The sequence below is a fragment of the Streptomyces sp. NPDC059788 genome (assembly GCF_042732265.1).
Lineage (GTDB): Bacteria > Actinomycetota > Actinomycetes > Streptomycetales > Streptomycetaceae > Streptomyces.
In genome coordinates this window covers 159,145-185,426 of sequence record NZ_JBHWHY010000006.1, presented here as the reverse complement: position 1 = coordinate 185,426, position 26,282 = coordinate 159,145, and the positions used below count along the sequence as shown (strand labels likewise).

Sequence of the window (26,282 nt, the reverse complement as noted above, 5' to 3'; positions counted from 1 at the left end):
AATGCGCGGGTGGCGGAATAGGCAGACGCGCTGGATTCAGGTTCCAGTGCCCGAAAGGGCGTGGGGGTTCAACTCCCCCCTCGCGCACAGATGAGACCCCCGGTCCGGGATTCCCGGACCGGGGGTCTTTCGTTGTCCCGGCGTCCTTTGTCGTCCCGGTGCGGTCCCGGGTCCTCCCGGTCCGGCGTCGGAGCCCCCGTACCTTTCCTGTCGTGGCCGGGTCCGCGGCCGGCGCCGCGGCCCTTCGTCCGAAAGAAGCGGTGAGGGCTACGTCACATCGGTGACGGCCGCGCTGAAGGCGCGGGTGCGCGCGGTCTCGCGGTCCTGGTGCCAGACGAGTCCGAGTACGGAGTCCGGCAGGCCGGTGACCGGTACGAAAGTGATGTCGCGGCGGCCGTGGTAGTCCGCCGTGGGGCGGCAGAGCAGCATCGCGCCGCGGCCGGCGGCGGCCAGTGTCAGGCCCTCCTGGAGGGTGCGGACGCCGGGGCCGGGCGGGACGGGGCGGCCCCCGGGGGTGCTGGTCGGGGCCTGGGCGTGCCGCCAGTACGCGGGCGCGGGGCCTTCGACGGTGATGAGGGGGCCGTCGGCCAGGTCTTCGGCGCTGAGGGACGGGCGGGAGGCGAAGGGGTGGCGTACGGAGACCGCGAGTGTCTGCGGCTGTTCGGAGAAGACCGGTCCCAGTACGAGGCCGGGTTCTTCGACGGGGAGCAGGACGACGGCGGCGTCGACTTCGCCGCGGCGCACGGGGCCGAAGGGGTCCTGGAGCGGGATTTCGGCGATTTCCGTGGTGCAGCCGGGGTGGCGGGTGTGAAAGGTGTCGATGGCCTTCATGATGCGGTCGTCGGCGGTGCCCTGGAAGCCGATGCGCAGCCGGCCCTCGATGCCGCGGGCGGCGGCGACGGTGGCTTCGACGGTGCCGCGCAGGGTGTCGTAGGCGGGCCGGAGGGCGGTGAGGAAGTCCGTACCGAGGGGCGTGAGGCGTACCCGGCGGCTGGTGCGCTCGACGAGGCGGGCGCCGACGCGGCGTTCCAGGGCGCGTACGAGCTGGCTGACGCGGCTCTGTGAGACGTACAGACGGGCGCCGGTGCGGCCGAAGTGGAGTTCCTCGGCGAGGACGAGGAAGCACTCCAGTTCACGGATCTCCAGGCCGCCCGGGGTGGCAGGCATGGGGACGCGCTGGTGGGGCGGGGTGTTCGCGGATCGATGAGCCACGCTTATGGAAGCGTGAGTTGTCCGCCGTTGTTCCCGCGGGCGGCCGCGCGTTGGCTGGGGTGCATGACGACGATTGAGGAAACAACGGGCCGTGACGGCGAGTTGCGGCGGGGCAGGGGCGCGGGGTGGGCCGCGGTGGGGGCGCTGGCGGCGGCCACGTTCACGGTGGTGACGTCGGAGATGCTGCCGGTGGGCCTGCTGACGCCCATCGGGGGTGCGCTCGGGGTCACGGACGGCACGGCGGGGCTGACGCTCACGGTGGCCGGTGTGGTCGCGGCGCTGGGCGCGCCGGTGCTCACCCTGGCGGTGGGCCGGGCGGACCGGCGGATCGTGCTGTGCGGGCTGATGGTGATGCTGGCGGCGGCGAACCTGCTGGCCGCGTACGCCCCGAATTTCGGGGTGATGCTGGCGGCGCGGGTGCTGGTCGGGCTGGGTATGGGCGGTGTGTGGGCGCTCGCGGCGGGGCTGGCGGTACGGCTGGTGGCGGCGCGGTCGGTTGCGGCGGCGACGGCGTTGATCTTCAGCGGGGTGGCTGCCGCGTCGGTGCTCGGAGTTCCGGCGGGCACGTTGATGGGGCAACTCGGTGGGTGGCGTGTGGCGTTCGCCGTGGTGGGAGCGGTGTCGGGGCTGGTGGCCGTGGCGCTGGGCGTGCTGCTGCCGCCGCTGCCCGCCGAGGGCGCCGTACGGCTGGGCGGGGTGCTGCGGCTCTTCCGGGACGCGCGGGTGCGGACGGGGCTGGTCGTGGTGGCGCTGCTGGTGGGCGGGCACTTCGCCGCGTACACGTATGTGCGGCCGGTCCTGGAGGAGGTGTCCGGCGTCGGTGCCGGTGTGATCAGCACGCTGCTGCTCGTCTACGGGGTCGCGGGTGTGGTGGGGAACTTCGTGGGCGGTGCGGGGGCGGGGCGGTCGCCGCGCGGCACATTGGTGGTGATCTGCGGGGTGCTGGCCGGTGCTGTGCTGCTGGTGCCCGTCCTGGGCGTGGGCGTGCCGGGTGCGGCGGCGCTGCTGGCGGTGTGGGGGCTGGCTTACGGAGGGGTGTCGGTCAGTACGCAGACGTGGCTGATGGTGGTGGCGCCGGAGGCGCGTGAGGCGGCGTCGGCGCTGTTCGTGGGGGTGTTCAACGCGGCCATCGCGCTGGGGGCGTTCGGCGGGGGCCGGGTGGTGGACGGCTGGGGGCTCACCGGGGTGCTGTGGCTCGGGGGCGCGCTGGCCGTGGGGGCGCTGGTGGCTGTGGGGGTGGGGCGGGGGCCTGGGGTGGGGGTGGTGGGCAGGGGGTGAGGTTCGGGGGTGGGGTGCTTGCGGTGGGGAAGCCGCGACTTTCGTCGCGGCAGGGAACGACGAACGGTGACTGCGGCGGCGGGCCGGTCTTTCCTACGCTCAGTACGTGAACATCACGGGGAAAGCACAGGTGGCGGCCCGGGGAGTGGCGGTCCGGGCCGCGGTCGGGCGGGTGTGGCGGTGCCTGGCCCGTCCGGAGCAGTGGCCGCCGTATCGCGTCGTCGGTGAGCTGCTGCTGGCGCTGTTGCTGGGGCTGATCGCGCTCGGCATGGAGAAGCTCGACAACAGCGGTGACGCCCGTACGTGGCTGGTGACGGTGGCGGTGATGGTGCTCTCGCCGCTGCGCCGTGCCCTGCCGGGCACGGTCCTGATCTTCGCGGCGACGCTGAGCTGGCCGTTCGGCGGGATAGCGGCGCTGCTGATCGTGGCGGGCTGGTCGGCCGGGCGCCGGATCGAGGGCAGTGCGCGGGCGCTGGTGGTGTTCGCGGTGGCGCTCGTGCTGAGCATGGCGACGCCCGTGATCCAGGACTTCCCTCTGGTCTCCCCGGAGAAGCTGATGATCCTGGCGGTGTCCTTCCTGGCCATAGTGGCCATGCCCGGCATCGCGAGCCGTTACTGGTCCCAGCACCGCACCCTGGTCGAGACGCTCCACGCGCAGCGCACCCAGCTGCTCCGCGAGAACGCGATGATCGCCCGCCAGACGCGCCTGCGCGAGCGGCAGCGCATCGCACAGGACATGCACGACAGCCTGGGCCACCAGCTCACGCTGATCGCCGTGCACACGGGTGCGCTGGAGGTGGACTCCGAGCTCAGCGGTCAGCAGCGGGAGGCCGTCGGTGTGCTGCGCGGAGCTTCGGTGGCGGCGATGCGCGAGCTGCGCGAGGTGGTCGGCCTGCTGCGTGACGAGCACGAGGACGCGGCGGCGCATCCGGCGATCGGCGCGGGTACGGCGCCGGACGCGGGGCAGCGCGGGGTGGCCCAGGTGGACGGGCTGGTCGAGGCGTCGAGCGGCGCGGGGGCGCGAATATCGGTCTCCCGGTCCGGGGAGCCGCTCGCGTTGGCCCCGGCGGTGGACCGGGCCGCGTATCGCATCGTGCAGGAGGGGCTGACCAACGCGCACAAGCACGCATCGGGTGCGCCGGTGACGGTGGCGTTGCGCTACGAGCCGGACTCGCTGCTGGTCGAGGTCGTCAACGGGCCGGTGCCGCCGGGCGCGGCCCGCGGGCCCGAGGTCAGCGGCGGCCAGGGGCTGACGGGGCTGCGGGAGCGGGCCCGGCTGGTCGGCGGCATGGTGCACAGCGGTCCGCTGCCGAGCGGTGGTTTCCGGCTCGCCGGGGTGCTGCCGTACGGGCCGGTGACGGTGGCGGCGATGGGCGTGGAGCCGGGGGCGGCGGCTGATGCGGTCCCGGAGGACGCGGGCTGGGCGGCCGGCTCCGGCGGCGGGTTCGTGGACCCCGCTCGCGGGGGGCCCGCGGTGCGCGTCGGCAAGGACGGCAAGCCGGTCATCGACTGGTCCAGGGTGTACGCGGCTCCGGACACGGCGAGGTTCCGCGGGGACGGCAGGCGCGGCGGGTTCGCCGTCGGGTGCGGTCTGGCCGCCGGCCTGGTCGTGGTCATGGGGGCGCTGACCGCTTGGGGGACGGTGGAGCTGTTCAAGGCGATCGAGGAGGGTTCGGTGTCGCCGGAGACCTACGAGCAGCTGAAGGCCGGCATGTCGGAGGACGAGGTGCGTGAGCGGCTGCCACAGGGATCGCCCCTGTACACGGGGCTGGACAACCAGGGGGCGGCGAAGCCGGAGGGCGCGCGCTGCGAGACGTTCGCGTCCACGGAGCCGTCTGAGGACTGGGACACGGAGCGGGCGTTCCGGTTCTGTTTCAAGGACGGGAAGCTGGTGGAGAAGCGGACCTTCCTGGGGAAGGTCTGAGGGCGGCCGGACGGACCGGCGCGTGAACGGGGGGAAGATGGCGCTGTCCGTGGAAACAACAGATCGAGCCCGTGCGGGAGTCCGAGTGATCAGGGTGATCGTCGCTGACGACGAGCCGCTCATCAGAGCCGGTATCCGGATGATCCTCACCTCCGCCGGGGACATCGAGGTCGTGGCGGAGGCGGGGAACGGCAAGGAGGCGGTCGAGGCCGCGCGCGGTCATGGCGCGGACGTGGTGCTCCTGGACATCCAGATGCCGGTCATGGACGGGCTGACGGCGCTGGCCGAACTGCGCCGGGCGGTTCCGTCCGTACGGGCCCTGATCCTGACGACGTTCGGGGAGCGGGAGAACGTGCTGCGGGCGATGGGTGAGGGAAGCGCGGGTTTCCTGCTGAAGGACTCCGCGCCGGACGAACTGATCCGTGCGGTACGGGCCGCGGGCGACGGCCACGCCTACATGTCGCCGGTGGCGACCCGGCACGTGGCCGATTCGCTGGCCGCGCTCGGCAGTGGGCCCGGCGGCGGGAGCGGCGCGACGCGCACGGCACGGCGTGCGGAGGAGGCCAGGCGGCGGCTGTCCGTCCTGACGGAACGGGAGATGGAGGTGCTGTCGCTGCTCGGCGAGGGATTGTCGAACGCCGACGCGGGTGAGCGGATCCATATGAGCGAGGCGACGGTGAAGACGTACGTCAGCCGGATTCTGGCCAAGCTGGGATGCGAGAACCGGGTCCAGGCGGCCCTGCTCGCCCGCGACGCGGAGCTGGGGGCGTAGGGCGGGGCGTACGGGCCGCCGGTCGTACGGGGGCCGGCCGTCACCCGCCTGGGTGGGGGCGTCTGGTCGGGGCCCGCCTGGTCGGGCCGCCGGTGGTCCGGGGCTCGGCCGGGCGGGCTGTGGTCGCGTGCCGGCGGCGGTGCGTCAGGCGGCGAGGCGTTCGGCGAGGATCTTGGCCTTGTCGGCGGCCTCCTGGAGGGCCTTGTCGCGGGAGGCCTCGTACAGCGGTATGAGGTCCGCCATCGCGGGGTTGGTGGGCGCCATCGTCAGCTCGGGGACGATGAAGTCGACGTCCATGCCGAGCAGGGTGCCCAGCACGGCCTCCAGGTAGTTCTGGACGTAGTCGAAGCCCTCGCGGGGCGTGCCCGGACCGTACGCGCCGCCCCGGCTGGCGACGACGGTGACCGGCTTGCCCTTCAGGGACGCACCCTCCCCGGCGGTGCGACCAATGATGATGATGTGGTCCAGCCACGCCTTCAGCGTGGAGGGGATCGTGATGTTGTACATGGGGGCGCCGATGACGACCGCGTCCGCCTTCTCCAGCTCCTCGATCAGCTCCAGACGCTTCGCGAAAGCGGTCTGCTGCTCGGGGGTGAGGTCGTCGGGGGCACTGAAGGCGGCGGAGAAGCCGTCGGCCTCCAGGTGCGGCGGCGGCGTGGCGGCGAGGTCGCGGTAGACGACGGTGCCGCCGGGGTGCTGCTCCTCCCAGGCCTTGCTGAAGGCGGCGGTCACCGTACGCGAGGCGGAGCCGTCGGTGGTGAACAGGGAGGAGTCGAGGTGCAGAAGCGTGGCCATGGTGCGGTCCTTCGGTCGTGGCCGACGCGCGGCCCTGAGGTGGGTTCCGTACGTTCCTACGTTTAGCATAGTAGCTTACTTTTTCGCAGTACCCAACGCCAAGGCAGTACCCTGGTCGTATGGCGGAGCGCGGCGAACGGACATGCAGGCAGGTGGACACCGGCATGGCGCGGGTCTTCGAACTGTTCGGCAAGCGGTGGACCGGCCTGATCGTGTCCGTCCTGCTTGACGGGCCGGTGCACTTCGCCGAGCTGCGCCGGGCGGTCCCCGGCATCAGCGAACGCATGCTCTCCGACCGGCTCACGGAGTTGTCGGCGGCCGGCCTGGTCGTACGGGAGGTCGACGGGGGGCCGCCGCTGCGCGTCTCCTACCGCCTGACCGAGGCCGGGCGGGCGCTGGATTCCGCGCTCAAGGAGCTGGGGCAGTGGGCGGAGACCTACTTCCCGGACGGCGGCCAGTGTCCGGAGCGCTTCCGGAAGTGAGGGCGCGGGGGCGCGGCGTCCGGCGTGCGCGGTGCGCCGGGGGTGCGGCGCCGGGGAGTTGCTGGGGCCGGCGCTCGGGTTGGCGGGGTGTCAGCCGTGCTTCTTCTGGGCCACGTTGTAGCGCAGCAGATATGACGCGAAGCGGTCCAGGTCGTCCTCGTCCCAGTCGGCGAGCCGCTCGTGGAACGCCTGGCGGCGGCTGGCGGTGACGTTGGCCAGCATCTGCGCGCCCTTCGTCGTGGGGTGCAGCACCTGCACGCGGTGGTCGTCCGGGTCCACGCGGCGCTCCACGAAGCCGAGCTTCTCCAGGGCGGAGATCTGCCGGCTGACCGTGGACTTGTCCAGGAGGTAGTGCGCGGCGAGGTCGGTCGCGCGGCATCCCTGCTGGTCGTCGAGGTGCGCCAGCAGCGTGTACGAGACGAGCGAGAGTTCGGGGTGCATGCGGGCGGCGGTGGCGCGTGCCCGGCGGGCGAACGCGGTCATCTCCTGCTGGATGGTCTCGACGGATTCGTCTCTGCGGGCCACGGGACTTGCCTTTCGTTGAAGTAGTTGTATAGTACAACGTGGAATGAGAGTTGTATAAGCCAACTACTCGAAGCTGAGCGACTAGCTTGAGAAGGCACGACGCATGAGTTCGGTCCGACGTCCCGACCACCACCGCCCCGATCACCGAGCCGACCTCCGGCACGTCCTGACCCACCTGGTCACGCCGCTGCTGATGTGCATCGGGATGGGCCTGGCCTACCTGGGGGCGTTCGCACACCCCGAGCCGCACCACCTGCCCGTGGCGGTGGTCGGCTCGGGCTCCCAGGCGCAGGTGCTCGCCCAGTCGATGAACGACAAGGCGCACGGCGGCCTGGACGTCCGCACGGTCGGCAGCCGGGCCGAGGCCGTGGACCAGCTGAAGCACCAGGACATCTTCGGCGCGTACGTGATGGGCACGCAGGCTTCCGGTGGCGGTGCGTCGGCCGGGAAGAGCGGTGGCGCATCGACCGCTAAGAGCGGCGACGTACCGGCCGGGAAGGGGAACGGCGCTGCACCGGCCGCTGCGGCTGCACCGGCGGCCCGTACTGCGCCGACTGCCCAGGCCACGCCGACTGCCCGGACTGCGCCTGCCGCACCGACTGCCCAGACCGCGTCTGCCGCACCGGCTGCCTCAGCCGCCCAGGGCGGCGGGGCGAAGGCGGCGCCCGAGCTGTTGGTCGCGACGGCCGGTTCGGACACCACGGCGACCGTTGTGCAGAAGATCTTCACGCCGGTGGCGGCCCAGCAGGGTGCGCCGCTCAAGGTCACCGATGTCGCCCCGCCGGCCGAGGACGACCCGACCAGCCAGGGTCTCTTCTTCCTGATGGTCGCGATCAGCATCGGCTCGTACGCGTCGGTCGCGGTGATCGGCGGTGCTGGTGCCGTGCTGCCGATCCGGATGCGCGCGGCGCTGGCGGTCGGCACGTCCTTCGTGGTCAGCATCCTCGGGACGCTCTTCGCCGGACCGGTCTTCCACCTCGTCGACCACGGTCTGTGGGGTCTGTGGGGCATGGCCTGGCTGTACTCGGCGGGCATTTTGCTGATCGGCACCGGCCTGCACACGTTCCTCAAGCGCTGGACGACGCTGGGTGTGATGGCGCTGTTCGTGATGCTCAACTTCACCTCGGCGGGCGGAGTCTTCCGCCCCGAGCTGCAGAATGGTTTCTTCGCCTCCCTCCACGCGTTCTGGAACGGCGCCGGCTTCGTCGAGGGCACCCGCAGCCACGTCTACTTCGACGGCAACGGGCTGGCCGGGCACGTCTGGACGCTGGTGCTGTGGCTGGTCGTGGGCCTGGTGATGGTCGGTGTGGCGTCCCTGGCCGAGACGCGCCGACGGCGCGCCGCCGCGAGCGCGGCGGAGAACGCGACGGCCGTGGCGGCTGCCGCGGTGGCCGCGACGGTGCCGGAGCGGAGCCCGGCCCACGCCGCGACGGCCCGGAACGGCGAGAGCCCGGCGCAGGCCGAGGCGGCCGAGGAGGAGATGGAAGAGGCGGTCGGCGTCTGATCCTGGGGCGCCGGATCAGACGCCACAACCTGCCCACAACCCCCACCCGACTCTGTCACGCAGAGTTATCCACAGGCCCTGCCGCGAGGCGGGGCCTGTCTGTACCGTCGTGAACACGCGGCGGGGACAGCGTTCCGGCGACCGAGGGTCGACGGGAATCTGCAGACGGTCCGGCGCGGCCGGACGACGGGGTCCGGGGTCGGTGCACGGGACGAGGGGGAGGTGGCGTGCGATGACGCGATTGCCGTACGTACCGGGGTTCGCGAGGCCGGACGCGCGGGGGCCCGCGCCGAAGGCGGTCGGCAAGGCGCTCCGGGAGCGGACGCCACGCTCCGCGCAAGGCCGGTTCACGCCCGACGCCGGGCGCCCCGACGCGGTGACGTCGGTCGAGGAGTCCAACGCCGGCCGCCTCCCGGAGCTGGTCCCGATCCGGGTCGGGCGCATGGCCGCCAGCCCCTTCGCCTTCCTCCGCGGGTCCGCCGGCCTGATGGCGTACGACTTGATGACCGCTCCGGTGACCGGCATCGGCGCGCAGATATGCGGCGACGCACACGCGGGCAACTTTGGTCTCTACGGCGACGCCCGCGGCAAGCTGGTGATGGATCTCAACGATTTCGACGAGACCCTGTACGGGCCCTGGGAGTGGGACCTGAAGCGGCTGGCGGCCTCGCTGGTGCTGGCCGGCCGGGAGGCGGGGGCCAGTGAGGAGCAGTGCCGGGAGGCGGCCCGGGACGCGGTCGGCGCGTACCGGCGCACGATGCGGCTATTGGCGGGCATGTCGGCCGCCGACGCCTGGAACGCGATAGCCGACGAGCAACTGGTCTCGCACGCGGACGCCCGTGACCTGCTGGGCACGCTGGAGCGGGTTGTGGCCAAGGCCCGTAAGAACACCAGCGCGCGGTTCGCGGCGAAGTCGACGGAGGAGATACCCGGGGGCGGAAGGAGGTTCGTCGACGCCCCGCCCGTCCTGCGACGCATACCGGACGCGGAGGCTGCCGCGGTGGCCGCCTCGCTCCCGGCCTACCTGGACACCTTGCCGGAGGACCGGCTGCCGCTGTTGGCCAGGTACGAGGTGCAGGACGTGGCGTTCCGGGTGGTGGGCACGGGGAGCGTGGGACTGCGCTCCTACGTGGTCCTGCTGCTGGACCATCGCGGCGAGCCACTGGTGCTCCAGGTGAAGGAGGCGCGCAGCTCGGCGCTGACGCCGTACGCGGCGAAGACCGGCTTCCCGGTTCCGGCAGTGGCGCACGAGGGCCGCCGGATCGTGCGCGGACAGCACCATATGCAGGTGGTCAGCGACAGTCTGCTGGGCTGGACGACGGTGTACGAGCCGGGCGCGGGACACGGTACGGGCAGCGTCGGCGCCAGTGCGGGCGAACGGGAGGCCGAGGGGTTGAGCCGACGCCTACGACGGGGACCGGATCGGGGCCAGAGCGATCCGGGGCGTGGTCCGGGGCGTGACCCACGGCCTGAGTCGTGGCCGATACCGGAGGGCCCGGGGGAGGAGGGGGCGGCCGGGGCGCGGGCGGACATACCGGCTGAGGTGCAGGTGGGCCCGCGGGGCGATGACGATGGGCGCGACGAGCGGTGGCGCGAGCCGGGGGGTGAGCCGAGGGGCGAGGGAAATGAGGCGTGGGCCGGCCCGCCCAGGGCTGAGGGACCGCCTACGGGACGAACTGATCGGCGGGGCGCGAGTGGGGACGAGAGGCGGGGCGGAAGGCGGGGTGAGACGTCGGCTGGAGCGCCGACGGAGGGACCGGCTGAGCTGTGGGCTGAGCCGACGGTGGGAGGACCGGCCGAGTTGCGCGGCGGATCGGGGGCTGGAGCTGCGACCGAGTGGCGGATCGGGGCAGAGGCAGCTGAGGGACGGGGCGAGATATGGACCGACGCAGGGGCGGGGGGACCGTCTGCCCCGCTGGCCGAGTCGGATGTCGTGACACCGCCCGAGCGACGAGCCGCCGGGAGGCGGTCCGGGGTGCGGGCAGGGGTGGGGGCTGATGTACCGGCTGATGCGTGGGCTGAGGCACGCGGTGGGGTAGGGGATGGGGCTCGGGCTGGCACAGGGGATGCGGTGGGGGCAGGAGCGGAGGCCGGAGACGGGGCCGGACGTGGGGGTGGGGCTCGGGTTGGGGATGGAGGCCGGGGGCGGGCTGAGGTGTGGCCTGAGACCCGGGTGGGTGGGGCTGGGGCTGAGGCTGAGCGTTGGGTTGGGGCGCAGGCGCACGCGGAGGCGGGGGCGGGGGCGGGAACGGGGGTTGGTTCTGGGGTTGCTGGGGCTGGGGTTGGAGTTGGTGCTGGGGTGTGGGCTGAGAGGCGGGGCGAGGGGCGGGGGGAGGGGGTGGGGGCGGGGAGGCCCTACCAGGTGCGGCAGTTCCGGAACCGTAAGGGCAGCGTCGATCCCGCCGCCCTGGCAGGCGATCAGATCGACGACTACGCACGGATGACGGGAGCGTTGCTGGCCCGGGCTCATGCGCACAGTGCCGATCCGCGTGTGGTGGCGGGGTACTGCGGCAAGGGCGGCGCGCTGGATGAGGCGCTGGCCGATTTCGCGGTGGCCTATGCGGACCGTACGGAGGCGGATCACGCGGATTTGGTGGCGGCGATCAGGAGCGGGCGGATAGCCGCCGAGATGGGAGTCTGAGCGGAGCCGGGCCGGGCCGTAGGGTGGCCGGGTGACGAACTCGCAGGCGGAGAACGCGCAGGACGGCCCGGACGCACACGCTGACCTGGGGGGCGCGGGCCACGCGGCCCATGCGTCCTGGGGTGGCCACGCGGATCAGGAGGGCCATGCGGCTGACCTGGCTCCGGGCGGCCAGGTGGCTGACTCGGCCCAGGGCGGCTTCGCAGCCCCCGCAGGCACCGGCCTCCAGGGAGGCCACGCCGGTCGCGAGGGGTGGGACGGCCACGCGGCCCCGGCGGCCCAGGGGGGCTACGCCTCCCACGCGCCTCAGGAGGGCGGCGTCGGTCAGGGCGGCGTCGGTCAGGAGGGTCACGCCGGCCAGGGCGACCAAGTCAGCCAGGGTGACCACCCCGCCAACACACCCCCCGCCAACACACCCCCCGCCAACACACCCCCCGCCAACACACCCCCCGCCAACACACCCCCCGCCAACCGAACCAGCTACAACAGCCACACCAACCAGACGGCACATGGCGCACCCGCGGATCAGTACGGTCCGGGTGACGGCGCTGACGGTCACGTACCGGGGCCGGGGCCCGGCTCTGACCAGGGTGGTCAGGGGAGCGAGGGGGCGGACGTCTCTCAGGGGGAGGGGAGTCGTGAGGGGGCGCAAGCGCGTGGTGGTTCGGAGGAGCCGACGCGGCGGTTGGCGTTGGCGGTGGAGGCTGCTGAGCAGGCGCTGATCGAGTTCGAGATCGCGGTGGAGACCTTCCGGGTGGAGGTGGAGAACTTCTCCCGGCTGCACCATCAGCGCCTCGGCCCCATGTACTCGCGGTTGGACGAGCTCGACGCACAGATCGCCGAGGCGGTCGCGGCCCGTACGGGTGATCCGGAGGACGTGCGCAAGGCGCGGGAGGCGCGGGCGGCGGTGCTGCCGATGCCCGACGTGGAGGAGTTGTTCCACGGGTGGATGGGGTCCGAGGGGCTGTACCCGGAGGCCGAGGCGATGCTCAACGAGCAGTCGGTCCGGCCGCCGCAGAAGGTACGGCCGAGTGAGGAGGCCCGTCGGGTCTACCGCGATCTGGTGCGCAAGGCCCACCCCGACCTGGCGCGTGACGAGGCCGAGCGTGGCCGCAGGGACGCCTTCATCGTGCGGGTCAACGCCGCGTACGGCGCCGGGGACGAGGCGGCGCTGCGCGCGCTGGCCCACGAGTGGGAGGCCGGTCCCGCGCCGCAGGAGCAGCGGCCGAGCGAGAGCGAGGAGCTGTATGCGCGGCTGGAGTGGCTGGCGGAGCGCAAGGAGATGCTGGCGGCGGTCGCAGCCGAGCTGGAGGACAGTGCGATCGGCGCGATGATCAAGATGGCGCCGGAGGACCCGGACGCGCTGCTGGAGGAGATCGCCGAGAAGCTGCTCGCGGACGTCGCCGAACGCGAGGCGTATCTCGTGCGGCTGGTCGGGTAGCGTCGGGGCATGCATTTTGGTTCTCTGCCCACGGTCGGTGTCGACGCTCTGACGTCCGAGGACTTCCTCCTGGACGTACGGGAGAACGACGAGTGGGAGGCGGGGCACGCCGAGGGCGCGCTGCACATCCCGATGAGCGAGTTCGTCGGCCGCTACGGTGAGTTGACGGAGCAGGCGCCCGACGGCGGCAAGGTGTACGTGCTGTGCCGGGTCGGCGGCCGGTCCGCGCAGGTCGCCCAGTACCTGATCCAGCAGGGCATCGACGCGGTGAACGTCGATGGCGGGATGCAGGCCTGGGAGGCCGCCGGCCGCCCGGTGAAGGACAGCAAGGGCGAGCTGGGCACGGTCGTCTGACCTGCGACGATCGGTCGGCTGCTCAGCTCAGGGGGTGGGCGGCCAGCAGGTCGCCCAGGGTTTCTTCGTGGGCGGCGGCCGGGCCCAGGGAGAGTTCGAGCTGTTTCGCCCAGGCGTGGTAGCGGTGCAGTGCGTAGTCCGTGTCGGCGCCGAAGCCGCCGTGCAGGTGCTGTGCGGTCTGTACGACGCGGCGTATGCCCTCCGAGGCCCAGATCTTGGCCACCGCCACGTCTCCCGCCGGTGGCAGCGCGCCGTTCGCCGTGCTGCTGACGCGCCATGCGGCCTGCCAGAGGGCGGCCTCCATGGCACGCAGGTCGATGTAGCGGTCGGCGGCCTGGACGGCGACCGCTTGGAAGGTGGCGACGGGGAAGCCGAATTGTTCGCGCTTCGCCGTGTAGGCGCTGGTCATGGCCAGTACGGCTTGGCCGAGGCCGAGGGCCAGCGCGCACGTGCCGGTGGTGAGGACGTTGCGTAGCCACTCCCAGGCACCGGGTTCGGTGATCACTTCTTCGGAGGGGGCTCGTACGGAGTCCAGTTCGACTTCCGCGTGGCGCTCGCCGTTGGTGGAGACCTGGTCGTGGAGGCGGACGCCGTCCTGGAGCCGGGGTACGAGGGCCAGTACGGCGGTTCCGTCGCCGGTGTGGGCGGGGACGAGGATGCGGTCGGCGTTCTGTGCCCAGGGGACGGCGGTCTGATTGCCGTCGAGCACCCAGTCGGCGCCCTCCTGGCGGGCGGTGACGGCGAGTTCGGCGGGGTCGTGGCCGGTGCGCCCGCCGGCGGCGACGGTGAGGACGAGGTCGCCGCGTCCGGTCCGGGGCAGGACGTCGGCGCGCAGCGCGGCGTCGGCGTACGTCTGGACCGCGAGGGCCGCGACGCTGTTCTCCAGCAGCGGTACGCGGGCGAGCACCCGGGCGGATTCACGCAGCACGAGGCAGAGCGCGATCGGGTCCAGGCCCGCGCCGTCGTATTCGGGCGCGAGCAGCAGACTCAGCAGGTCGGCGTCGGCCAGCTTGCGCCACAGGGGGCGGTCGAAGTCGTCGGCTACGGCTCCGGCGGTGAGCGCGGGGCTGGGCACGCTGTCGGGAGCGACGTCCGCGAAGACGGCCTTGGCCGCCTCGACGGCTGCCTGCTGCTCCTCGGTGAAGGTGAAGTCCACTGTCCTGTCCTCCCGCGTGACCGCACGGCGTGTACCTGACGGGTCGTCAAGTTAGAACAGGTTGCAGGAATTGTGAATGGGGTCAGCGGTCGAAGTCGACCTCCACCTCCTCCGTCAGGGGATGTGACTGGCAGGCCAGCACATATCCCGATGCGACTTCCTCGTCCTCCAGCGCGTAGTTGCGGTCCATGCGGATCTCGCCCGACACCAGGAACGCGCGGCACGTCCCGCAGACGCCGCCCTTGCAGGCGTACGGGGCGTCCGCACGGTTGCGCAGGACGGCCTCCAGCAGGGATTCGCCGTCCAGGACCGGCCAGCTGCCCGCCCGCCCGTCCAGGGTCGCGGTCACGGTGCTGCGTGCCGGGGAGCGCAGCGACGCGGGGCCGCCCAGGGGGGCGTCCGAGCTCCCGGCGGCCGCTATGCCCGTGGCTGCGGCTCCTGGGGGAGCGGCGCCGGCGAGTGCTGCCTCCGCTGGGGCGGTTTCGGATATGTGGAAGATCTCTTCGTGGATACGGCCACGGGGGACCTGAAGGCCGCGCAGGGCCCGTTCCGCCGCCTGGACGAGTCCGTAGGGGCCGCACAGGTACCAGCCGTCGACGGCGCCGACCGGCAGCAGTGCGGGCAGCAACTCCCGCAGCCGCTCCTCGTCCAGACGGCCGGAGGGCAGGCCCGACTGCTGGTCCTCGCGGGAGAGCACGGAGACGAGCTGGAAGCGGTCCGGGTGGCGGTCCTTGAGGTCGGCCGTTTCCTCCAGGAACATCGTCGAGGCCGCCGTACGGTCGCTGCGGACCAGGCAGAAGCGGGCGTCCGGCTGACGGGCGAGCAGCGTCGCGGCGATGGACAGCACCGGTGTGATGCCGCTTCCGCCGACGATGCCCACGAACCGCCCGGGGCGGGGCTCCAGCACGAACCGGCCGGCCGGTGCCATGACGTCGACCGTGTCGCCGACGGCCAGTTCCTTGAGCGCGTACGTGGAGAACTCGCCGTCCTCGACCAGGCGGATGCCCACCCGCAGCTCGGGCTCGTCCGACGCGGGGGTGCAGATGGAGTACGTACGGCGGATCTCCCGGCCGTCGACGGTGCGGCGCAGTGCGATGTGCTGGCCGGGAATGTGCCGGAAGGTCTCGCGCAGTCCGGGCGGGACCTGGAAGGTGACGGCGACGGCGTCGTCCGTGAGCCGCTCGATCTCCGCGACCCGGAGCGGGTGGAACATCACAACTCCTTGAAGTGGTCGAACGGTTCGCGGCAGGACCGGCAGCGGCGCAGCGCCTTGCAGGCGGTGGAGGAGAAGCGGCTGAGCAAGGTGGTGTCGGTCGATCCGCAGTGCGGGCAGCGGATCGCGAGGTCGACCGCCACGGGGCCGCCGGCCGGACCGGTGGGGCGTGGCGGGGCTATGCCGAACTCGGTCAGTTTCCGGCGGCCCTCGTCCGTGATCGCGTCGGTCGTCCAGGGCGGGCTGAGGACCGTACGCACCTCGACCTGGGGGATGCCGTGCTCGTGGAGGACGCGCTCTATGTCGGCGGACATCGCCTCGATGGCGGGGCAGCCCGTGTAGGTGGGGGTCAGCTCGACCTCGACCTGGCCGGGTCCGGTCATCCGCAGGCCGCGCAGCACGCCCAGCTCGGCCAGGGTCACGACCGGCAGCTCCGGGTCCGGCACCGAGCCGGCCAGTTCGCGCAACCGCTCTTCGAGGGTGGTGGTCACCATGTCGCCCCCGGGTGGCTGCGGTGCAGGTGCTGCATCTCGGCGAGCATTCGGCCGAACGGCTCGGTGTGCAGTCCCTGGCGCCCGGCCCCCGCGGTCCAGGCTCCGCGGCTCGGCCCCTGCGGGACGGTGAGGGTGGCACGCGTCAGGACGGCTTCGATGCGCGTGGCCCAGGCGTCGTGCAGGGTGGCCGGGTCGATGTCCAGTCCTGGTACGGGCTCGAAGAGTTCACCGGTGAAGCGCCACAGGGCGTCCAGGCCGCGCTGTATGCGCTCGTGGCTCTGCTCGGTGCCGTCGCCCAGGCGCAGGGTCCACTGTTCGGCGTGGTCGCGGTGGTAGGCGACCTCTTTGACCGCCTTGGCCGCGAGCGGGGCCAAGGGGCCGTCTGCGGTGGCCAGCTGCCCGTACAGCAGTTCCTGGTAGGTGGAGAAGTACAGCTGGCGGGCGATGGTGTGGGCGAAGTCGCCGTTGGGCTGCTCGACGAGCTGGCAGTTGCGAAAGGAGCGCTCCTCGCGCAGATAGGCCAGCTCGTCCTCTTCCCCTACGAGGGAGAGCAGGACGCGGGCCTGGCCGAGGAGGTCCAGCGCGATGTTGGCGAGGGCCACTTCCTCTTCGAGGACGGGCGCGTGTCCCGCCCACTCCCCCAGCCGGTGGGACAGGACGAGGGCGTCGTCGCCGAGGGCCAGGGCCGGGGCAGCGGCGGCGATGTCCCGGGCCAGGGAGCCCGCGGGGGCGCTGGCCGCGGCGGTGCGGTCGGCGGCGGCCGGGTCCTGGGCGGTCCGTGCGGGCTTCACAGGTGCTGCACCCCGTCCGGGATTTCGTAGAAGGTCGGGTGGCGGTAGGGCTTGTCGGCGGCCGGTTCGAAGAAGGAGTCCTTCTCGTCCGGGGAGGAGGCGGAGACCGCGGCGGACGGGACCACCCAGATCGAGACGCCTTCGGAGCGGCGGGTGTAGAGATCGCGGGCGTTGCGCAGGGCCATTTCGGCGTCCGGGGCGTGCAGGCTGCCGGCGTGGGTGTGGGACAGGCCGCGACGGCTGCGGACGAAGACCTCCCACAGCGGCCACTCGGCGGGGCCCGCGGAAGGTGCCGTCGGCGTGCTGTCCCGGGGCGCGGTAGGCGTGCTTGCAGCGGGAGGTTCTGCCGGGGCGCCCGGGCTCCCCGGCCCGGGGCGGCTCCCGGGGGCGTCCGGGGCTGCCTGGCCCTCAGGGCGTGCGCCGTCCTGGGTGCCGGTCGTGGTCATCGGGTCCCCTCCCCGTGCTTGGCCGCGTACGCCGCCGCGGCGTCGCGCACCCAGGCACCGTCCTCATGGGCCCGGCGCCGTTGGTTGATCCGCTGTTCGTTGCAGGGGCCGTTGCCCTTGAGGACCTCGCGGAACTCGGCCCAGTCGATGGGGCCGAAGTCCCAGTGGCCGCGCTGCTCGTCCCACCTCAGGTCGGGGTCGGGGAGCGTGAGGCCGAGCGATTCGGCCTGCGGTACGCAGATGTCCACGAAGCGCTGGCGCAGCTCGTCGTTGGAATGGCGCTTGATCTTCCAGGCCATGGACTGGGCGGAGTGCGCCGATTCGTCGTCGGGCGGGCCGAACATCATCAGCGACGGCCACCACCACCGGTCCACCGCGTCCTGTGCCATGGCGTGCTGGGCGTCGGTGCCGCGGCTCAGGGCGAGCAGGAGCTCATAGCCCTGGCGCTGGTGGAAGGACTCCTCCTTGCAGACGCGGACCATGGCGCGGGCATAGGGCCCGTACGAGCAGCGGCACAGCGGGACCTGGTTCGTGATCGCGGCGCCGTCCACCAGCCAGCCGATGGCGCCGACGTCGGCCCAGGTCAGGGTGGGGTAGTTGAAGATCGACGAATACTTCTGGCGGCCGGAGTGCAGCTTGCCGAGCAGCTCGTCCCGGCTCGCGCCGAGGGTCTCGGCGGCGCTGTAGAGATACAGGCCGTGGCCCGCCTCGTCCTGCACCTTCGCCATCAGGATCGCCTTGCGGCGCAGCGACGGCGCCCGGGTGATCCAGTTCGCCTCCGGCTGCATTCCGATGATTTCGGAGTGGGCGTGCTGCGCTATCTGGCGCACCAGCGATGAGCGGTAGGCGTCCGGCATCCAGTCGCGCGGCTCGATGCGCTCGTCCGCGGCCACGGCCGCGTCGAAGCCGGCCTCCAGGGCCGCGAGGGATTCCTCGCCCGGCGCGATCGTCGTCATGTGATCCCCCTAGCTCCCGACCGACCGATCGTTCGGTTCAATGGTGTGGCTCGGACACGCGGGGTGTCAAGCCTGTGGATAACTCAGGGAAGGGTGTGCCGTGTGGGGCCGCCTAGGTACGGTTCCGGGGCGGTGAAAAGCCGCTCGGGTTCTGGGAACGGGGCAGGAATGCAGCAATACGGGGATGAATCGCGGCCACCGGCCGCGCTCTCGCTACCGTCACGCATCGTGGTGACCGTGGTGGCGGGCGCCGTGACGCTGGCCGTGGCGATCCACCTCGCGATGATGTTCCTGCACGTGGCACCGCCGAACACGCTGAGCAAGCAGCACGGCGAGGTGATCAACGACTACGTCTACCCGGAGTACGAGCAGAACTGGAAGCTGTTCGCGCCCAACCCGCTGCAGCAGAACATCGCGGTGCAGGTGCGCGCCCAGGTGCGCACCAAGGCCGGTGACCGGCTGACCACCGGCTGGACCGACCTCTCCGCCGACGACGGCCGGGCGCTGCTGCACAACCCCGTACCGAGTCACACCCAGCAGAACGAACTCCGGCGCGCCTGGGAGTACTTCCTCAGCACCCACGACGCGCAGAACCGCGCCACCGGTACGCGCGGCGAACTGGCCGAAGAGTACGTCCGGCGGATCGTGATGCAGCGTATGAGCAAGGAGTGGGTGACGCGCGGCGCGATCGAGCAGATGCAGGTCCGCTCGATGACGACGGCCGTCAGCCCGCCGCCGTGGAGCTCGGAGAAGATCAGCGACAAGCCCAGGTACCGCGAGCTGCCCTGGTGGCCGGTCACCGTAGGCGATCTGCCCGAAGGAGCGACGATCCAGTGACAGCGCACAGGTTGCCTCCGCAGGCGGCGCGGGACGGGGCGGGCAGCGACTCTCCGGCCCGGGCTACGAGCGGGCGGGCGGACACCGGCTCTCCGGCGGCGGAAAGAGCGGAAACGGCGGAAACGGCGGGGACGGGAGCGGCAGAAGCGACGGCGGGGACGGGAGCGGCAGAAGCGACGGCGGCGGCAGAAGCGCCCGAGATGACAGAAGCGGTGGCGGTGAAGGAAGGGGTGGCAGCGAAGGACGCGGCGGCGACGGCCGGTCAGACCGAATCCGGCTCCCCCACGCCCCCCGCCCGCCCCACCGATCCCACAGGCCGAGCCACCTCCCCCACCCCGGCCCCCACAACCGCCTGGCCCGTCGTCATCCCGCACCCCAGCCCGCCCTCCGGTCCGCATCCCGGACCGCCTGCCGACCCGCACCCCGGCCCGCCCCCGGAACCACGCGCCGCGCCGCCCACCACCCCCGGAGAGACACGCATTGAACGTGCCTTCGGCCAAGCCTTCCGGCGCGTCACCGGCACCGCCTTCGCCCCGTACCAGTCCGCCGTCATCCGCATCGGTTTCGCGGCCACCTGGCTCTTCTTCCTGCTACGGGAATGGCCGAACCGCCAGGAGCTGTACGGGCCGCACGGCCCCTGGAGCGGCGACATGGCGCGCCGGCTCCTCGACGGCAACGAGGCCTTCTCCGTCCTGACCTGGACCGACGGCCGCGGCTGGTTCGAGTTCGTCTACACCCTCGCCATCGTCTCCAGCGCCCTGCTGCTGGTCGGCTGGCGCACCCGCACCATGTCGGTGCTGTTCATGGTGGGTGTGCTGTCGCTGCAGAACCGGAGCATCTTCATCGGGGACGGCGGCGACAACGCCATCCACCTGATGGCCATGTATCTGGTGCTGACCCGGTGCGGGCAGGTGTGGTCCCTGGACGCCCGCCGCGCCGCGAAGCGGCCTGCCGACCGCCCCGGGCGCGACATCACCGGCATCGTCCTCTGGGCGGTCCTGGGACTGTCCCTCGCCGTCGCCCAGGCCCTGGGGATGTCCGGACTGTCCTGGTTCGGTCCCGGGCCCTTCCCGAACCTGGGCTGGGGTCTGACGCTGTGGGTCCTGTGGCTCAGCCACGGTGTCTGGTGGGCGGCGCGACGGTACGCGCCCGGAGAGCCGCGGATCGTCCTCGACATGATCACCAAGATGGTGCACAACGGCGCCCTGCTGGTGATCGTCGTCGAGGTCTGCCTGATCTACGCCACCGCCGGCTGGTACAAGATCCAGGGCTCGCGCTGGCAGGACGGCACCGCGGTCTACTACCCGATGCACCTGGACTACTTCTCGCCCTGGCCGGAGCTGTCCCGGGTGCTCGCCGACAGCGGCCTGATGATCATGCTGATCACCTACGGCACGGTGATCGTGCAGGTCGCCTTCCCCTTCACGCTCTTCAACCGCCGTCTGAAGAACGTGCTGCTGGTCGCCATGATCTGCGAGCACGTGTCGATCGCCGTCCTGCTCGGCCTGCCGTTCTTCTCGCTCGCGATGGTCACGGCGGACGCGGTGTTCCTGCCGACGGTCTTCCTGGTGTGGCTGGGCGGCCGGGTCGGTTCCGTACGGGACCGGGTGCTGCCGCGGCGTACGGGGGCGGGGGAGCGCGGCCCGACGGCGGCCGTCGGTTCGCCCTGAACGCAGGGCCGGGACGCCCGTGGCGCCCGTGGCCACGAGCGGCGGGTGTCCGCCCGGCGGACAGTTGAGATAGTGGGGAAATGATCGAGAACGGGACCTCGGACGATCCGGTACGGCGCTGGCGCGCGAGCGCCGGGGACCCGGCCTCGGTCCTCCTGGACGGCTTCCACGCACTGAAGCACGCCCTGCGCTTCGGCGGGGACGTACGGCAGGTGCTGACCAGTGACAAGCCCGCCCTGCTGGCGCTCGCCGGGGAACTCGCCGACGATCTGACCGGCGACCTCGACGCGCTGGCGGAGCAGGTGCCCGCGACGGCGCTGCGGACGCTGCTGCCGAAGGTCCACCCCACGGGCGTCGCGGCGCTCGCCGTACGTCCCGACGCCGAGGCGAACCTGGCCAGGCTCCGCCGCGCCCCGCGGACCTCTCCCGTCGTCCTGCTGGAGAATCCGCGCAATCTGGGCAACATCGGCGCCGTCGTACGCCTGGCGGCCGGTTTCGGCGCGACCGGAGTCGTCACCACGGGCACGCTCGACCCCTGGCACCCCAACGCCGTACGCGGCAGCGCGGGGTTGCACTTCGCGGGCGCCGTGGAGCGCCTGACGCTGCCGGAACTGCCGGCCGGTCCGGTCTACGCCCTCGACCCCGAGGGTGCGGACATCCGTTCCGTGGCCTTCCCCGACGACGCGATCCTGGCCTTCGGGTCCGAGCGGCAGGGCATCTCGGACGAGCTGCGGGAACGGGCGTCCGCGCTGGTCGCGGTGCCGATGCAGGCGCGGGTGTCCAGCTTCAACCTGGCTACGAGCGTGGCCATGGGGCTCTTCCACTGGATGTCCCGCGGCACGGCGGCCCCGGCCGCGACGGCCGGGGTGACCGGAGCGGCCGGACCGACGCTCTTCTAGCTCTCCCGGGCTGCCATGCGCGCCTCTCCCGCCCGGGGGAGCCGGGCGGGAGAGGCGCGCATGGGCCGGTCAGCTCTCCTGGGCGGGCCTGCGCACCTCCACCGTCCGGAAGCGGTTCGCCACGAACGCGCCGTCGCACAGCGCCGCGTTCGCCGCCGGGTTGCCGCCCGAGCCGTGGAAGTCGGAGAAGGCGGCGGTCTGGTTCACGTACACCCCGCCGGTCAGGTTGAGGGAGAGCTGCGCGCACTCCTCCAGGCACGCCTCCTCCACCAGCTTCTCCACCTCCTCGGAGGTGGTGTACGCGCCGACCGTCATCGCGCCCTTGTCGCGGACCGTGTGCCGCAGCAGGTCCACCGCGTCGGCCGCGGAGTCGACGGCGACCGCGAAGGAGACGGGCCCGAAGCACTCCGACAGGTAGGCGGCGTCGGCGCCCGCGCCCTCCCAGAGCTTGCGCGCGCCGTCCATCTTGACCATCACCGGCGTACGGACCGTGGCGTCGGGGAAGTCGGGGTTGGCCACCTCGCGGGAGGCCAGGGCCACCTCGCCCAGCCCCGAGGCCGCCTCGATCCGCTCCTTGACCTGCGGGTTGACGATCGCGCCCAGCAGGGCGTTGGCCCGCGCGTCGTCGCCCAGCAGTTTGTCGACCGCGGTCGCGAGGTCCCTGACCACGTCGTCGTACGACTTGGGGCCGGCGTCGGTGGTGATGCCGTCGCGGGGGATGAGGAGGTTCTGCGGGGTGGTGCACATCTGGCCGCTGTACAGGGACAGGGAGAAGGCGAGGTTGCCGAGCATTCCCTTGTAATCGTCCGTGGAGTCGATGACGACCGTGTTGACGCCGGCCTTCTCGGTGTAGACCTGCGCCTGGGGGGCGTTGGCCTCCAGCCAGTCACCGAATTCCGTCGAGCCCGTGTAGTCGATGACGCGGACCTCGGGGCGGACCGCGAGGGTCTTGGCCAGGCCCTCGTCGGGCCGGTCGACGGCCAGGGCCACCAGGTCGGGGGAGAACCCGGCCTCGGCCAGCACCTCGCGCGCCACCCGGACGGTGAGCGCGAGCGGCAGCACGGCGCGCGGGTGCGGCTTCACCAGGACCGCGTTGCCGGTGGCCAGGGAGGCGAACAGGCCCGGGTAGCCGTTCCACGTGGGGAAGGTGTTGCAGCCGACCAGGAGGGCGACGCCCCGGGGCACGGCCTTGAAGGACTTGGCCAGCTCCAGCGGCTCGCGCTTGCCCTGCGGCTTGGACCACGCGGCCGCGTCCGGGGTGCGGATCTGCTCCGCGTAGGCGTACGCGACGGCCTCCAGGCCGCGGTCCTGTGCGTGCGGACCGCCCGCCTGGAACGCCATCATGAACGCCTGGCCGCTGGTGTGCATCACGGCCTGCGCGAACTCATGGGTGCGGGCGCTGATCCGCGACAGGATCTCCAGACAGACCAGGGCCCTGGTCTGCGGTCCCGCGTCGCGCCACGCGGGCATCGCCGCGCGCATCGCGGGCAGCAGGACGTCCGCGTCCGGGTGCGGATAGCTGATGTTCAACCCGATGCCGTACGGGGAGACTTCGGCGCCCGTCCAGTCGTCCGTGCCGGGCTGGTCCAGGTCGAAGCGCTTGCCGCGCAGCGCCTCGAAGGCGGCCTGGCCGTCCGCCGCGGCGTTCTCCCCGTAGGCCTTGGGGTGCTCGGGGTGCGGGGACCAGTAAGCGCGGGTACGGATCGTCTCCAGCGCCTGGTCGAGCGTCGTGCGGTGCTTTTCGAGCAGCTGCGCTGCGGTCAGTTCGGCGGCCATCGAAGACCAACTCCTCGTCGGGCGGGGCTGGGGCCTGCCGTCACGGGGCGCCTGCTTCGCGGGCGCAGACGCCACGCCGAGGAAGCGACGCCACGTGCGACGACAGGTCCGAGGACAGGGCTGGGAACAATTTCGGCGACGGGGCTAGAGTAACCGAACGATCGGTCGGGGCAAGAGGGTCCGGCGAACCTGTGGACAACTCCGTCGGGAAGGATTCAGCCGTCATGACAGCCATCGAATCGGGCCGCACCGTCGCGGTCGTCGGCACGGGCACCATGGGCCAGGGAATCGCGCAGGTCGCGCTGGTCGCGGGCCATCCGGTCCGGCTCTACGACGCGCTGCCGGGCCGCGCCGCCGAGGCCGCCGACGCGATCGGGCGGCGCCTGGACCGTCTGGTGGAGAAGGGCAAGCTGCCGCCCGCGGAGCGTGCAGCGGCCCGCGCGCGCCTCTCCCCCGCCACCGCGCTCCCCGAACTCGCCGACGCCGCGCTCGTGATCGAGGCGATCGTTGAAGAACTCGACGCGAAACAGCAGCTGTTCGCCGCCCTGGAGGACGTGGTCGGCGCGGACTGTCTGCTGGCCACCAACACCTCGTCCCTGTCCGTCACCGCCGTCGCCGGCGCGCTGCGGCTGCCCGGGCGCTTCGTCGGCCTGCACTTCTTCAACCCGGCGCCGCTCCTGCCCCTCGTCGAGGTCGTCAGCGCGTTCACGACCAGCCCGGCGGCGGCCGGCACCGCTTACGAGACGGCGGCGGCCTGGGGCAAGTCCCCCGTGCGCAGCGCCGACACCCCCGGCTTCATCGTCAACCGCATCGCCCGCCCCTTCTACGCGGAAGCCCTGCGCCTGTACGAGGAGCGGGCCGAGGACCCGGCCACCATCGACGCCGTGCTGCGCGAGTCCTGTGGCTTTCGTATGGGGCCGTTCGAGCTGATGGATCTCATCGGCCAGGACGTGAACGAGGCCGTCACCCACTCGGTGTGGGAGGGCTTCTTCCGCGACCCGAAGTTCACGCCCTCCCTGGCGCAGCGGCGTCTTGTGGAGGCCGGTCTCCTGGGCCGCAAGGCCGGTCGGGGCTGGTACGACTACGCCGAGGGCGCCGCCGGGCCGCAGCCGCACACCGCTGAACCGTGCCCGGCGCCGGCCGCGGTGGTGGTGCAGACGCGGCTCGCCGGGCCCGCCGCCGTACTGGAGGAGCTGATCGACGAGGCCGGAATCAAGGTCACCCGGGACCGCACGCCAGGGGAGCGCGAGGGCTGCATGAGGCTGCCGGGCGGTGCCCGCCTCGCCCTGACCGACGGCACCCCCGCCACCGACGACGTGTCCGGCGCGGCGATCCGCTTCGACCTGGCGCTCGACTACCGGGCCGCGACCCGTGTCGCCATCGCGCCCGGCGCGCAGGCATCGCCCCAGGACGTACGGGAAGCGGTGGGCCTCTTCCAGGCGCTCGGCAAGAAGGTCAGCGTCATCGACGACGTACCGGGCATGATCGTGGCCCGTACGGTCGCCATGATCGTGGACTTCGCCGCGGACGCCGAGGCCTGCGGGGTCGCGAGCCGTGCGGACATCGACACGGCCATGCAACTGGGCGTGAACTACCCCGGCGGCCCTTCGGAGTGGGCCTCGGAAATCGGCCGTCCCTGGTTGTGGAACCTGCTGGACAGCCTGCACCACCAGTACGCGAACGGCCGCTACGCACCGTCCCGGGCCCTGAGGCGCAGTTTGAAGCTGACCGGCCGGATGCTCTAATCATGACCATGGCCAAGCGCGACACCTATACGCCTGATTCGCTGCTCGCGGTCGCCGTCGAGGTGTTCAACGACCGCGGTTACGACGGCACCTCGATGGAGCACCTCTCCCGGGCGGCCGGCATCTCCAAGTCCTCGATCTACCACCACGTGCGCAGCAAGGAAGAACTGCTGCACCGTGCCATAAGCAGGGCGCTGGACGGGCTCTTCGGGGTCCTCCAGGAGCCCGGGGCGCGTACGGGGCGGGCCATCGAGTGCCTGGAGTACGTGGCCAGGCGCGAGGCGGAAGTGCTGATGGAGGAGCTGCCGTACGTGACGCTGCTGCTGCGGGTGCGCGGCAACACCGACACCGAGCGCTGGGCCATGGAGCGCCGCCGGGAGTTCGACAACGAGGTCACCGAGCTGCTCAAGCAGGCCGCGGCCGACGGCGACCTGCGCCCGGACGTGGACGCGCGGCTGGCGACCCGGCTGCTCTTCGGCATGATCAACTCGATCGTGGAGTGGTACCGGCCGGGCCGGGGCGGCTCGGCGAGCAGCGACGAGGTCGCGGAGGCCGTGGTGCGGACCGCCTTCGCGGGGCTGCGGACGTAGGCGGTACGCGCAGGAGCGCGCACAGGGCCGGGCGGCGGGCGTACGGCGTCGGCCGCCCGGTCCCTGTCCCTAACCCTGCTCGGCCCCCAGGTCGGTCTCCTCGAAGACGAGCAGGGTGCGGGTGCTGAGCACCTCCGGAATCGACTGGATACGGGTGAGGACCAGTTCCCGCAGCTCCTGGTTGTCCTTGGTGTGCACCAGCAGCAGGACGTCGAAGTCGCCGCTGACCAGCGCGATGTGCGAGGCCCCCGGAAGCGCGGTGAGCTGGGCGCGTACCGTCCGCCAGGAGTTCTGCACGATCTTCAGCGTGACGTACGCGGAGGCTCCCTGGCCGGCCCGTTCCTGGTCGATGCGGGCGCTGAAGCCGCGGATCACGCCGTCGTCGATTAAACGGTTGATCCGCGCGTAGGCGTTGGCGCGCGAGACGTGTACGCGCTCGGCCACGGAGCGTATCGAGGCCCGTCCGTCGCTCTGGAGCATGTTCAGGATCGCGCGGTCAATGGTGTCCAAGGGGCGCGGGGGGTGATGCCCTCCGTTGCTGGCCATCTGTTCGTCCGGCATACCGCCTCGCCTCCCCTTTATGGACGCCCTGTCCTCATCTCAGGCTGTGGAGAACCGATTGTCCACAGGCTGAGCCCGCCTGTAGCCAAAATGTGCTGGCGACCGAACAATCGGTAGGGACGGGCCAATCGCCCGCCCCTTCGCATCTGTACCCGTCCTTCGTCCATCACCGCCCTCAGCGAGGCGCTCCGCGCCACTCTTTCCCAAGTCCAAGGAGGTG

At 72.0% G+C, this 26,282-nt stretch carries 22 protein-coding genes, 1 tRNA gene and 3 pseudogenes; 15 read left to right on the top strand and 11 right to left on the bottom strand.

The window, feature by feature from the left end; genetic code table 11:
- The first annotated feature begins 3 nt into the window (after nt 1–3).
- Nucleotides 4–87 (top strand) — tRNA-Leu (locus ACFV57_RS07740).
- Between the two features lie 180 nt (nt 88–267).
- Here the strand turns inward: ACFV57_RS07740 and ACFV57_RS07735 are convergent.
- Nucleotides 268–1,167 carry a LysR family transcriptional regulator gene (locus ACFV57_RS07735; RefSeq protein WP_385226810.1) on the bottom strand — a complete coding sequence of 300 codons (900 nt, stop codon included), beginning with the start codon at nt 1,165–1,167 and terminating at the stop codon, nt 268–270.
- 108 nt (nt 1,168–1,275) lie between these two features.
- Here ACFV57_RS07735 and ACFV57_RS07730 point away from each other — a divergent pair, with 108 nt between their 5' ends.
- The 3 genes from ACFV57_RS07730 to ACFV57_RS07720 all read left to right on the top strand — a co-directional run bounded on the left by ACFV57_RS07730 (nt 1,276) and on the right by ACFV57_RS07720 (nt 5,186).
- Entirely contained in the window at nt 1,276–2,490 is a 1,215-nt protein-coding gene (locus ACFV57_RS07730; protein ID WP_385226808.1) for an MFS transporter, read from the top strand.
- A 106-nt stretch (nt 2,491–2,596) separates the two neighbouring features.
- Nucleotides 2,597–4,414: a histidine kinase gene (locus tag ACFV57_RS07725; protein ID WP_385226807.1), complete on the top strand. Its 1,818-nt coding sequence runs from the start codon at nt 2,597–2,599 to the stop codon at nt 4,412–4,414.
- Between the two features lie 85 nt (nt 4,415–4,499).
- The gene (locus ACFV57_RS07720) at nt 4,500–5,186 is read left to right on the top strand and encodes a response regulator (RefSeq protein ID WP_385226805.1); all 687 of its coding nucleotides are present in this window, start codon (nt 4,500–4,502) and stop codon (nt 5,184–5,186) included.
- Between the two features lie 144 nt (nt 5,187–5,330).
- Here the strand turns inward: ACFV57_RS07720 and ACFV57_RS07715 are convergent, their stop codons facing one another.
- Nucleotides 5,331–5,981, bottom strand: coding sequence for an FMN-dependent NADH-azoreductase (locus ACFV57_RS07715; protein WP_385226803.1), 651 nt, complete (start codon nt 5,979–5,981; stop codon nt 5,331–5,333).
- A gap of 119 nt (nt 5,982–6,100) precedes the next feature.
- Here ACFV57_RS07715 and ACFV57_RS07710 point away from each other — a divergent pair, with 119 nt between their 5' ends.
- Nucleotides 6,101–6,463 carry a winged helix-turn-helix transcriptional regulator gene (locus ACFV57_RS07710; protein ID WP_385226801.1) on the top strand — a complete coding sequence of 121 codons (363 nt, stop codon included), beginning with the start codon at nt 6,101–6,103 and terminating at the stop codon, nt 6,461–6,463.
- Between the two features lie 90 nt (nt 6,464–6,553).
- On the opposite strand, the gene ACFV57_RS07705 is transcribed toward ACFV57_RS07710, so the two are convergent.
- The gene (locus ACFV57_RS07705; RefSeq protein ID WP_385226799.1) at nt 6,554–6,988 is read right to left on the bottom strand and encodes a MarR family winged helix-turn-helix transcriptional regulator; all 435 of its coding nucleotides are present in this window, start codon (nt 6,986–6,988) and stop codon (nt 6,554–6,556) included.
- A 103-nt stretch (nt 6,989–7,091) separates the two neighbouring features.
- Here ACFV57_RS07705 and ACFV57_RS07700 point away from each other — a divergent pair, with 103 nt between their 5' ends.
- The 5 genes and pseudogenes from ACFV57_RS07700 to ACFV57_RS07680 all read left to right on the top strand — a co-directional run bounded on the left by ACFV57_RS07700 (nt 7,092) and on the right by ACFV57_RS07680 (nt 12,928).
- A complete protein-coding gene (locus tag ACFV57_RS07700) occupies nt 7,092–8,492 on the top strand; it encodes an ABC transporter permease (protein ID WP_385226797.1) in 1,401 nt (466 codons plus the stop codon).
- A 232-nt stretch (nt 8,493–8,724) separates the two neighbouring features.
- Nucleotides 8,725–9,816 (top strand): annotated as a pseudogene (locus tag ACFV57_RS07695) (DUF2252 domain-containing protein); the annotation flags it as partial.
- A 1,023-nt stretch (nt 9,817–10,839) separates the two neighbouring features.
- Nucleotides 10,840–11,133, top strand: a pseudogene (locus ACFV57_RS07690) (DUF2252 family protein); the annotation flags it as partial.
- Between the two features lie 673 nt (nt 11,134–11,806).
- A pseudogene (locus ACFV57_RS07685) lies at nt 11,807–12,574 on the top strand (hypothetical protein); the annotation flags it as partial.
- Between the two features lie 9 nt (nt 12,575–12,583).
- On the top strand, nt 12,584–12,928 hold the full coding sequence (locus tag ACFV57_RS07680) for a rhodanese-like domain-containing protein (protein WP_385226795.1): 345 nt from the start codon (nt 12,584–12,586) through the stop codon (nt 12,926–12,928).
- A 22-nt stretch (nt 12,929–12,950) separates the two neighbouring features.
- On the opposite strand, the gene ACFV57_RS07675 is transcribed toward ACFV57_RS07680, so the two are convergent.
- From ACFV57_RS07675 to paaA, 6 genes are all read right to left on the bottom strand, one after another.
- Nucleotides 12,951–14,084, bottom strand: coding sequence for an acyl-CoA dehydrogenase family protein (locus tag ACFV57_RS07675; protein WP_385226793.1), 1,134 nt, complete (start codon nt 14,082–14,084; stop codon nt 12,951–12,953).
- 82 nt (nt 14,085–14,166) lie between these two features.
- Entirely contained in the window at nt 14,167–15,297 is a 1,131-nt protein-coding gene (locus tag ACFV57_RS07670; protein WP_385226791.1) for a 2Fe-2S iron-sulfur cluster-binding protein, read from the bottom strand.
- Nucleotides 15,297–15,791 (bottom strand): 1,2-phenylacetyl-CoA epoxidase subunit PaaD, encoded by a 495-nt coding sequence (gene paaD, locus ACFV57_RS07665; protein WP_385226789.1) that lies wholly within the window; start codon nt 15,789–15,791, stop codon nt 15,297–15,299. Before paaD ends, ACFV57_RS07670 begins: the two co-directional genes overlap by 1 nt.
- A complete protein-coding gene (paaC, locus tag ACFV57_RS07660) occupies nt 15,785–16,582 on the bottom strand; it encodes a 1,2-phenylacetyl-CoA epoxidase subunit PaaC (protein ID WP_385226787.1) in 798 nt (265 codons plus the stop codon). Before paaC ends, paaD begins: the two co-directional genes overlap by 7 nt.
- A complete protein-coding gene (paaB, locus tag ACFV57_RS07655) occupies nt 16,579–16,845 on the bottom strand; it encodes a 1,2-phenylacetyl-CoA epoxidase subunit PaaB (protein WP_385226987.1) in 267 nt (88 codons plus the stop codon). Before paaB ends, paaC begins: the two co-directional genes overlap by 4 nt.
- Before the next feature lie 179 nt (nt 16,846–17,024).
- Entirely contained in the window at nt 17,025–17,984 is a 960-nt protein-coding gene (gene paaA, locus ACFV57_RS07650; RefSeq protein ID WP_385226785.1) for a 1,2-phenylacetyl-CoA epoxidase subunit PaaA, read from the bottom strand.
- Between the two features lie 168 nt (nt 17,985–18,152).
- Between paaA and ACFV57_RS07645 the strand changes: the two genes are divergently transcribed.
- The 3 genes from ACFV57_RS07645 (at nt 18,153) to ACFV57_RS07635 (ending at nt 21,390) form a co-directional block, all read left to right on the top strand.
- Nucleotides 18,153–18,821, top strand: coding sequence for a DUF5819 family protein (locus tag ACFV57_RS07645; protein ID WP_385226783.1), 669 nt, complete (start codon nt 18,153–18,155; stop codon nt 18,819–18,821).
- 200 nt (nt 18,822–19,021) lie between these two features.
- Nucleotides 19,022–20,491, top strand: a complete 1,470-nt coding sequence (locus ACFV57_RS07640; protein WP_385226781.1) for an HTTM domain-containing protein — start codon at nt 19,022–19,024, stop codon at nt 20,489–20,491.
- Nucleotides 20,492–20,571: 80 nt separating this feature from the next.
- On the top strand, nt 20,572–21,390 hold the full coding sequence (locus ACFV57_RS07635; protein ID WP_385226779.1) for a TrmH family RNA methyltransferase: 819 nt from the start codon (nt 20,572–20,574) through the stop codon (nt 21,388–21,390).
- Nucleotides 21,391–21,459: 69 nt separating this feature from the next.
- On the opposite strand, the gene paaN is transcribed toward ACFV57_RS07635, so the two are convergent.
- On the bottom strand, nt 21,460–23,166 hold the full coding sequence (gene paaN / locus ACFV57_RS07630; RefSeq protein ID WP_385226777.1) for a phenylacetic acid degradation protein PaaN: 1,707 nt from the start codon (nt 23,164–23,166) through the stop codon (nt 21,460–21,462).
- 224 nt (nt 23,167–23,390) lie between these two features.
- Between paaN and ACFV57_RS07625 the strand changes: the two genes are divergently transcribed.
- Nucleotides 23,391–24,911, top strand: a complete 1,521-nt coding sequence (locus tag ACFV57_RS07625; protein WP_385226775.1) for a 3-hydroxyacyl-CoA dehydrogenase — start codon at nt 23,391–23,393, stop codon at nt 24,909–24,911.
- Between the two features lie 2 nt (nt 24,912–24,913).
- The gene (locus ACFV57_RS07620; RefSeq protein WP_385226773.1) at nt 24,914–25,501 is read left to right on the top strand and encodes a TetR/AcrR family transcriptional regulator; all 588 of its coding nucleotides are present in this window, start codon (nt 24,914–24,916) and stop codon (nt 25,499–25,501) included.
- Between the two features lie 69 nt (nt 25,502–25,570).
- Here ACFV57_RS07620 and ACFV57_RS07615 read toward each other — a convergent pair whose 3' ends face one another.
- Nucleotides 25,571–26,062, bottom strand: coding sequence for an Lrp/AsnC family transcriptional regulator (locus ACFV57_RS07615; RefSeq protein WP_385226771.1), 492 nt, complete (start codon nt 26,060–26,062; stop codon nt 25,571–25,573).
- Nucleotides 26,063–26,282: the final 220 nt, after the last annotated feature.

Excerpts from the sequence above, each read along its gene's own strand:
- ACFV57_RS07735 (WP_385226810.1), bottom strand. The coding sequence starts at position 1,167 with ATGCCTGCCACCCCGGGCGGCCTGGAGATCCGTGAACTGGAGTGCTTC.
- paaA (WP_385226785.1), bottom strand. The coding sequence starts at position 17,984 with ATGACGACGATCGCGCCGGGCGAGGAATCCCTCGCGGCCCTGGAGGCC.
- ACFV57_RS07670 (WP_385226791.1), bottom strand. The coding sequence starts at position 15,297 with ATGTTCCACCCGCTCCGGGTCGCGGAGATCGAGCGGCTCACGGACGAC.
- ACFV57_RS07620 (WP_385226773.1), top strand. The coding sequence starts at position 24,914 with ATGACCATGGCCAAGCGCGACACCTATACGCCTGATTCGCTGCTCGCG.
- ACFV57_RS07715 (WP_385226803.1), bottom strand. The coding sequence starts at position 5,981 with ATGGCCACGCTTCTGCACCTCGACTCCTCCCTGTTCACCACCGACGGC.
- ACFV57_RS07700 (WP_385226797.1), top strand. The coding sequence starts at position 7,092 with ATGAGTTCGGTCCGACGTCCCGACCACCACCGCCCCGATCACCGAGCC.
- ACFV57_RS07710 (WP_385226801.1), top strand. The coding sequence starts at position 6,101 with ATGGCGGAGCGCGGCGAACGGACATGCAGGCAGGTGGACACCGGCATG.
- paaN (WP_385226777.1), bottom strand. The coding sequence starts at position 23,166 with ATGGCCGCCGAACTGACCGCAGCGCAGCTGCTCGAAAAGCACCGCACG.
- ACFV57_RS07625 (WP_385226775.1), top strand. The coding sequence starts at position 23,391 with ATGACAGCCATCGAATCGGGCCGCACCGTCGCGGTCGTCGGCACGGGC.
- ACFV57_RS07640 (WP_385226781.1), top strand. The coding sequence starts at position 19,022 with ATGACAGAAGCGGTGGCGGTGAAGGAAGGGGTGGCAGCGAAGGACGCG.
- ACFV57_RS07635 (WP_385226779.1), top strand. The coding sequence starts at position 20,572 with ATGATCGAGAACGGGACCTCGGACGATCCGGTACGGCGCTGGCGCGCG.
- ACFV57_RS07730 (WP_385226808.1), top strand. The coding sequence starts at position 1,276 with ATGACGACGATTGAGGAAACAACGGGCCGTGACGGCGAGTTGCGGCGG.
- ACFV57_RS07615 (WP_385226771.1), bottom strand. The coding sequence starts at position 26,062 with ATGCCGGACGAACAGATGGCCAGCAACGGAGGGCATCACCCCCCGCGC.
- ACFV57_RS07680 (WP_385226795.1), top strand. The coding sequence starts at position 12,584 with ATGCATTTTGGTTCTCTGCCCACGGTCGGTGTCGACGCTCTGACGTCC.
- ACFV57_RS07645 (WP_385226783.1), top strand. The coding sequence starts at position 18,153 with ATGCAGCAATACGGGGATGAATCGCGGCCACCGGCCGCGCTCTCGCTA.
- paaD (WP_385226789.1), bottom strand. The coding sequence starts at position 15,791 with ATGGTGACCACCACCCTCGAAGAGCGGTTGCGCGAACTGGCCGGCTCG.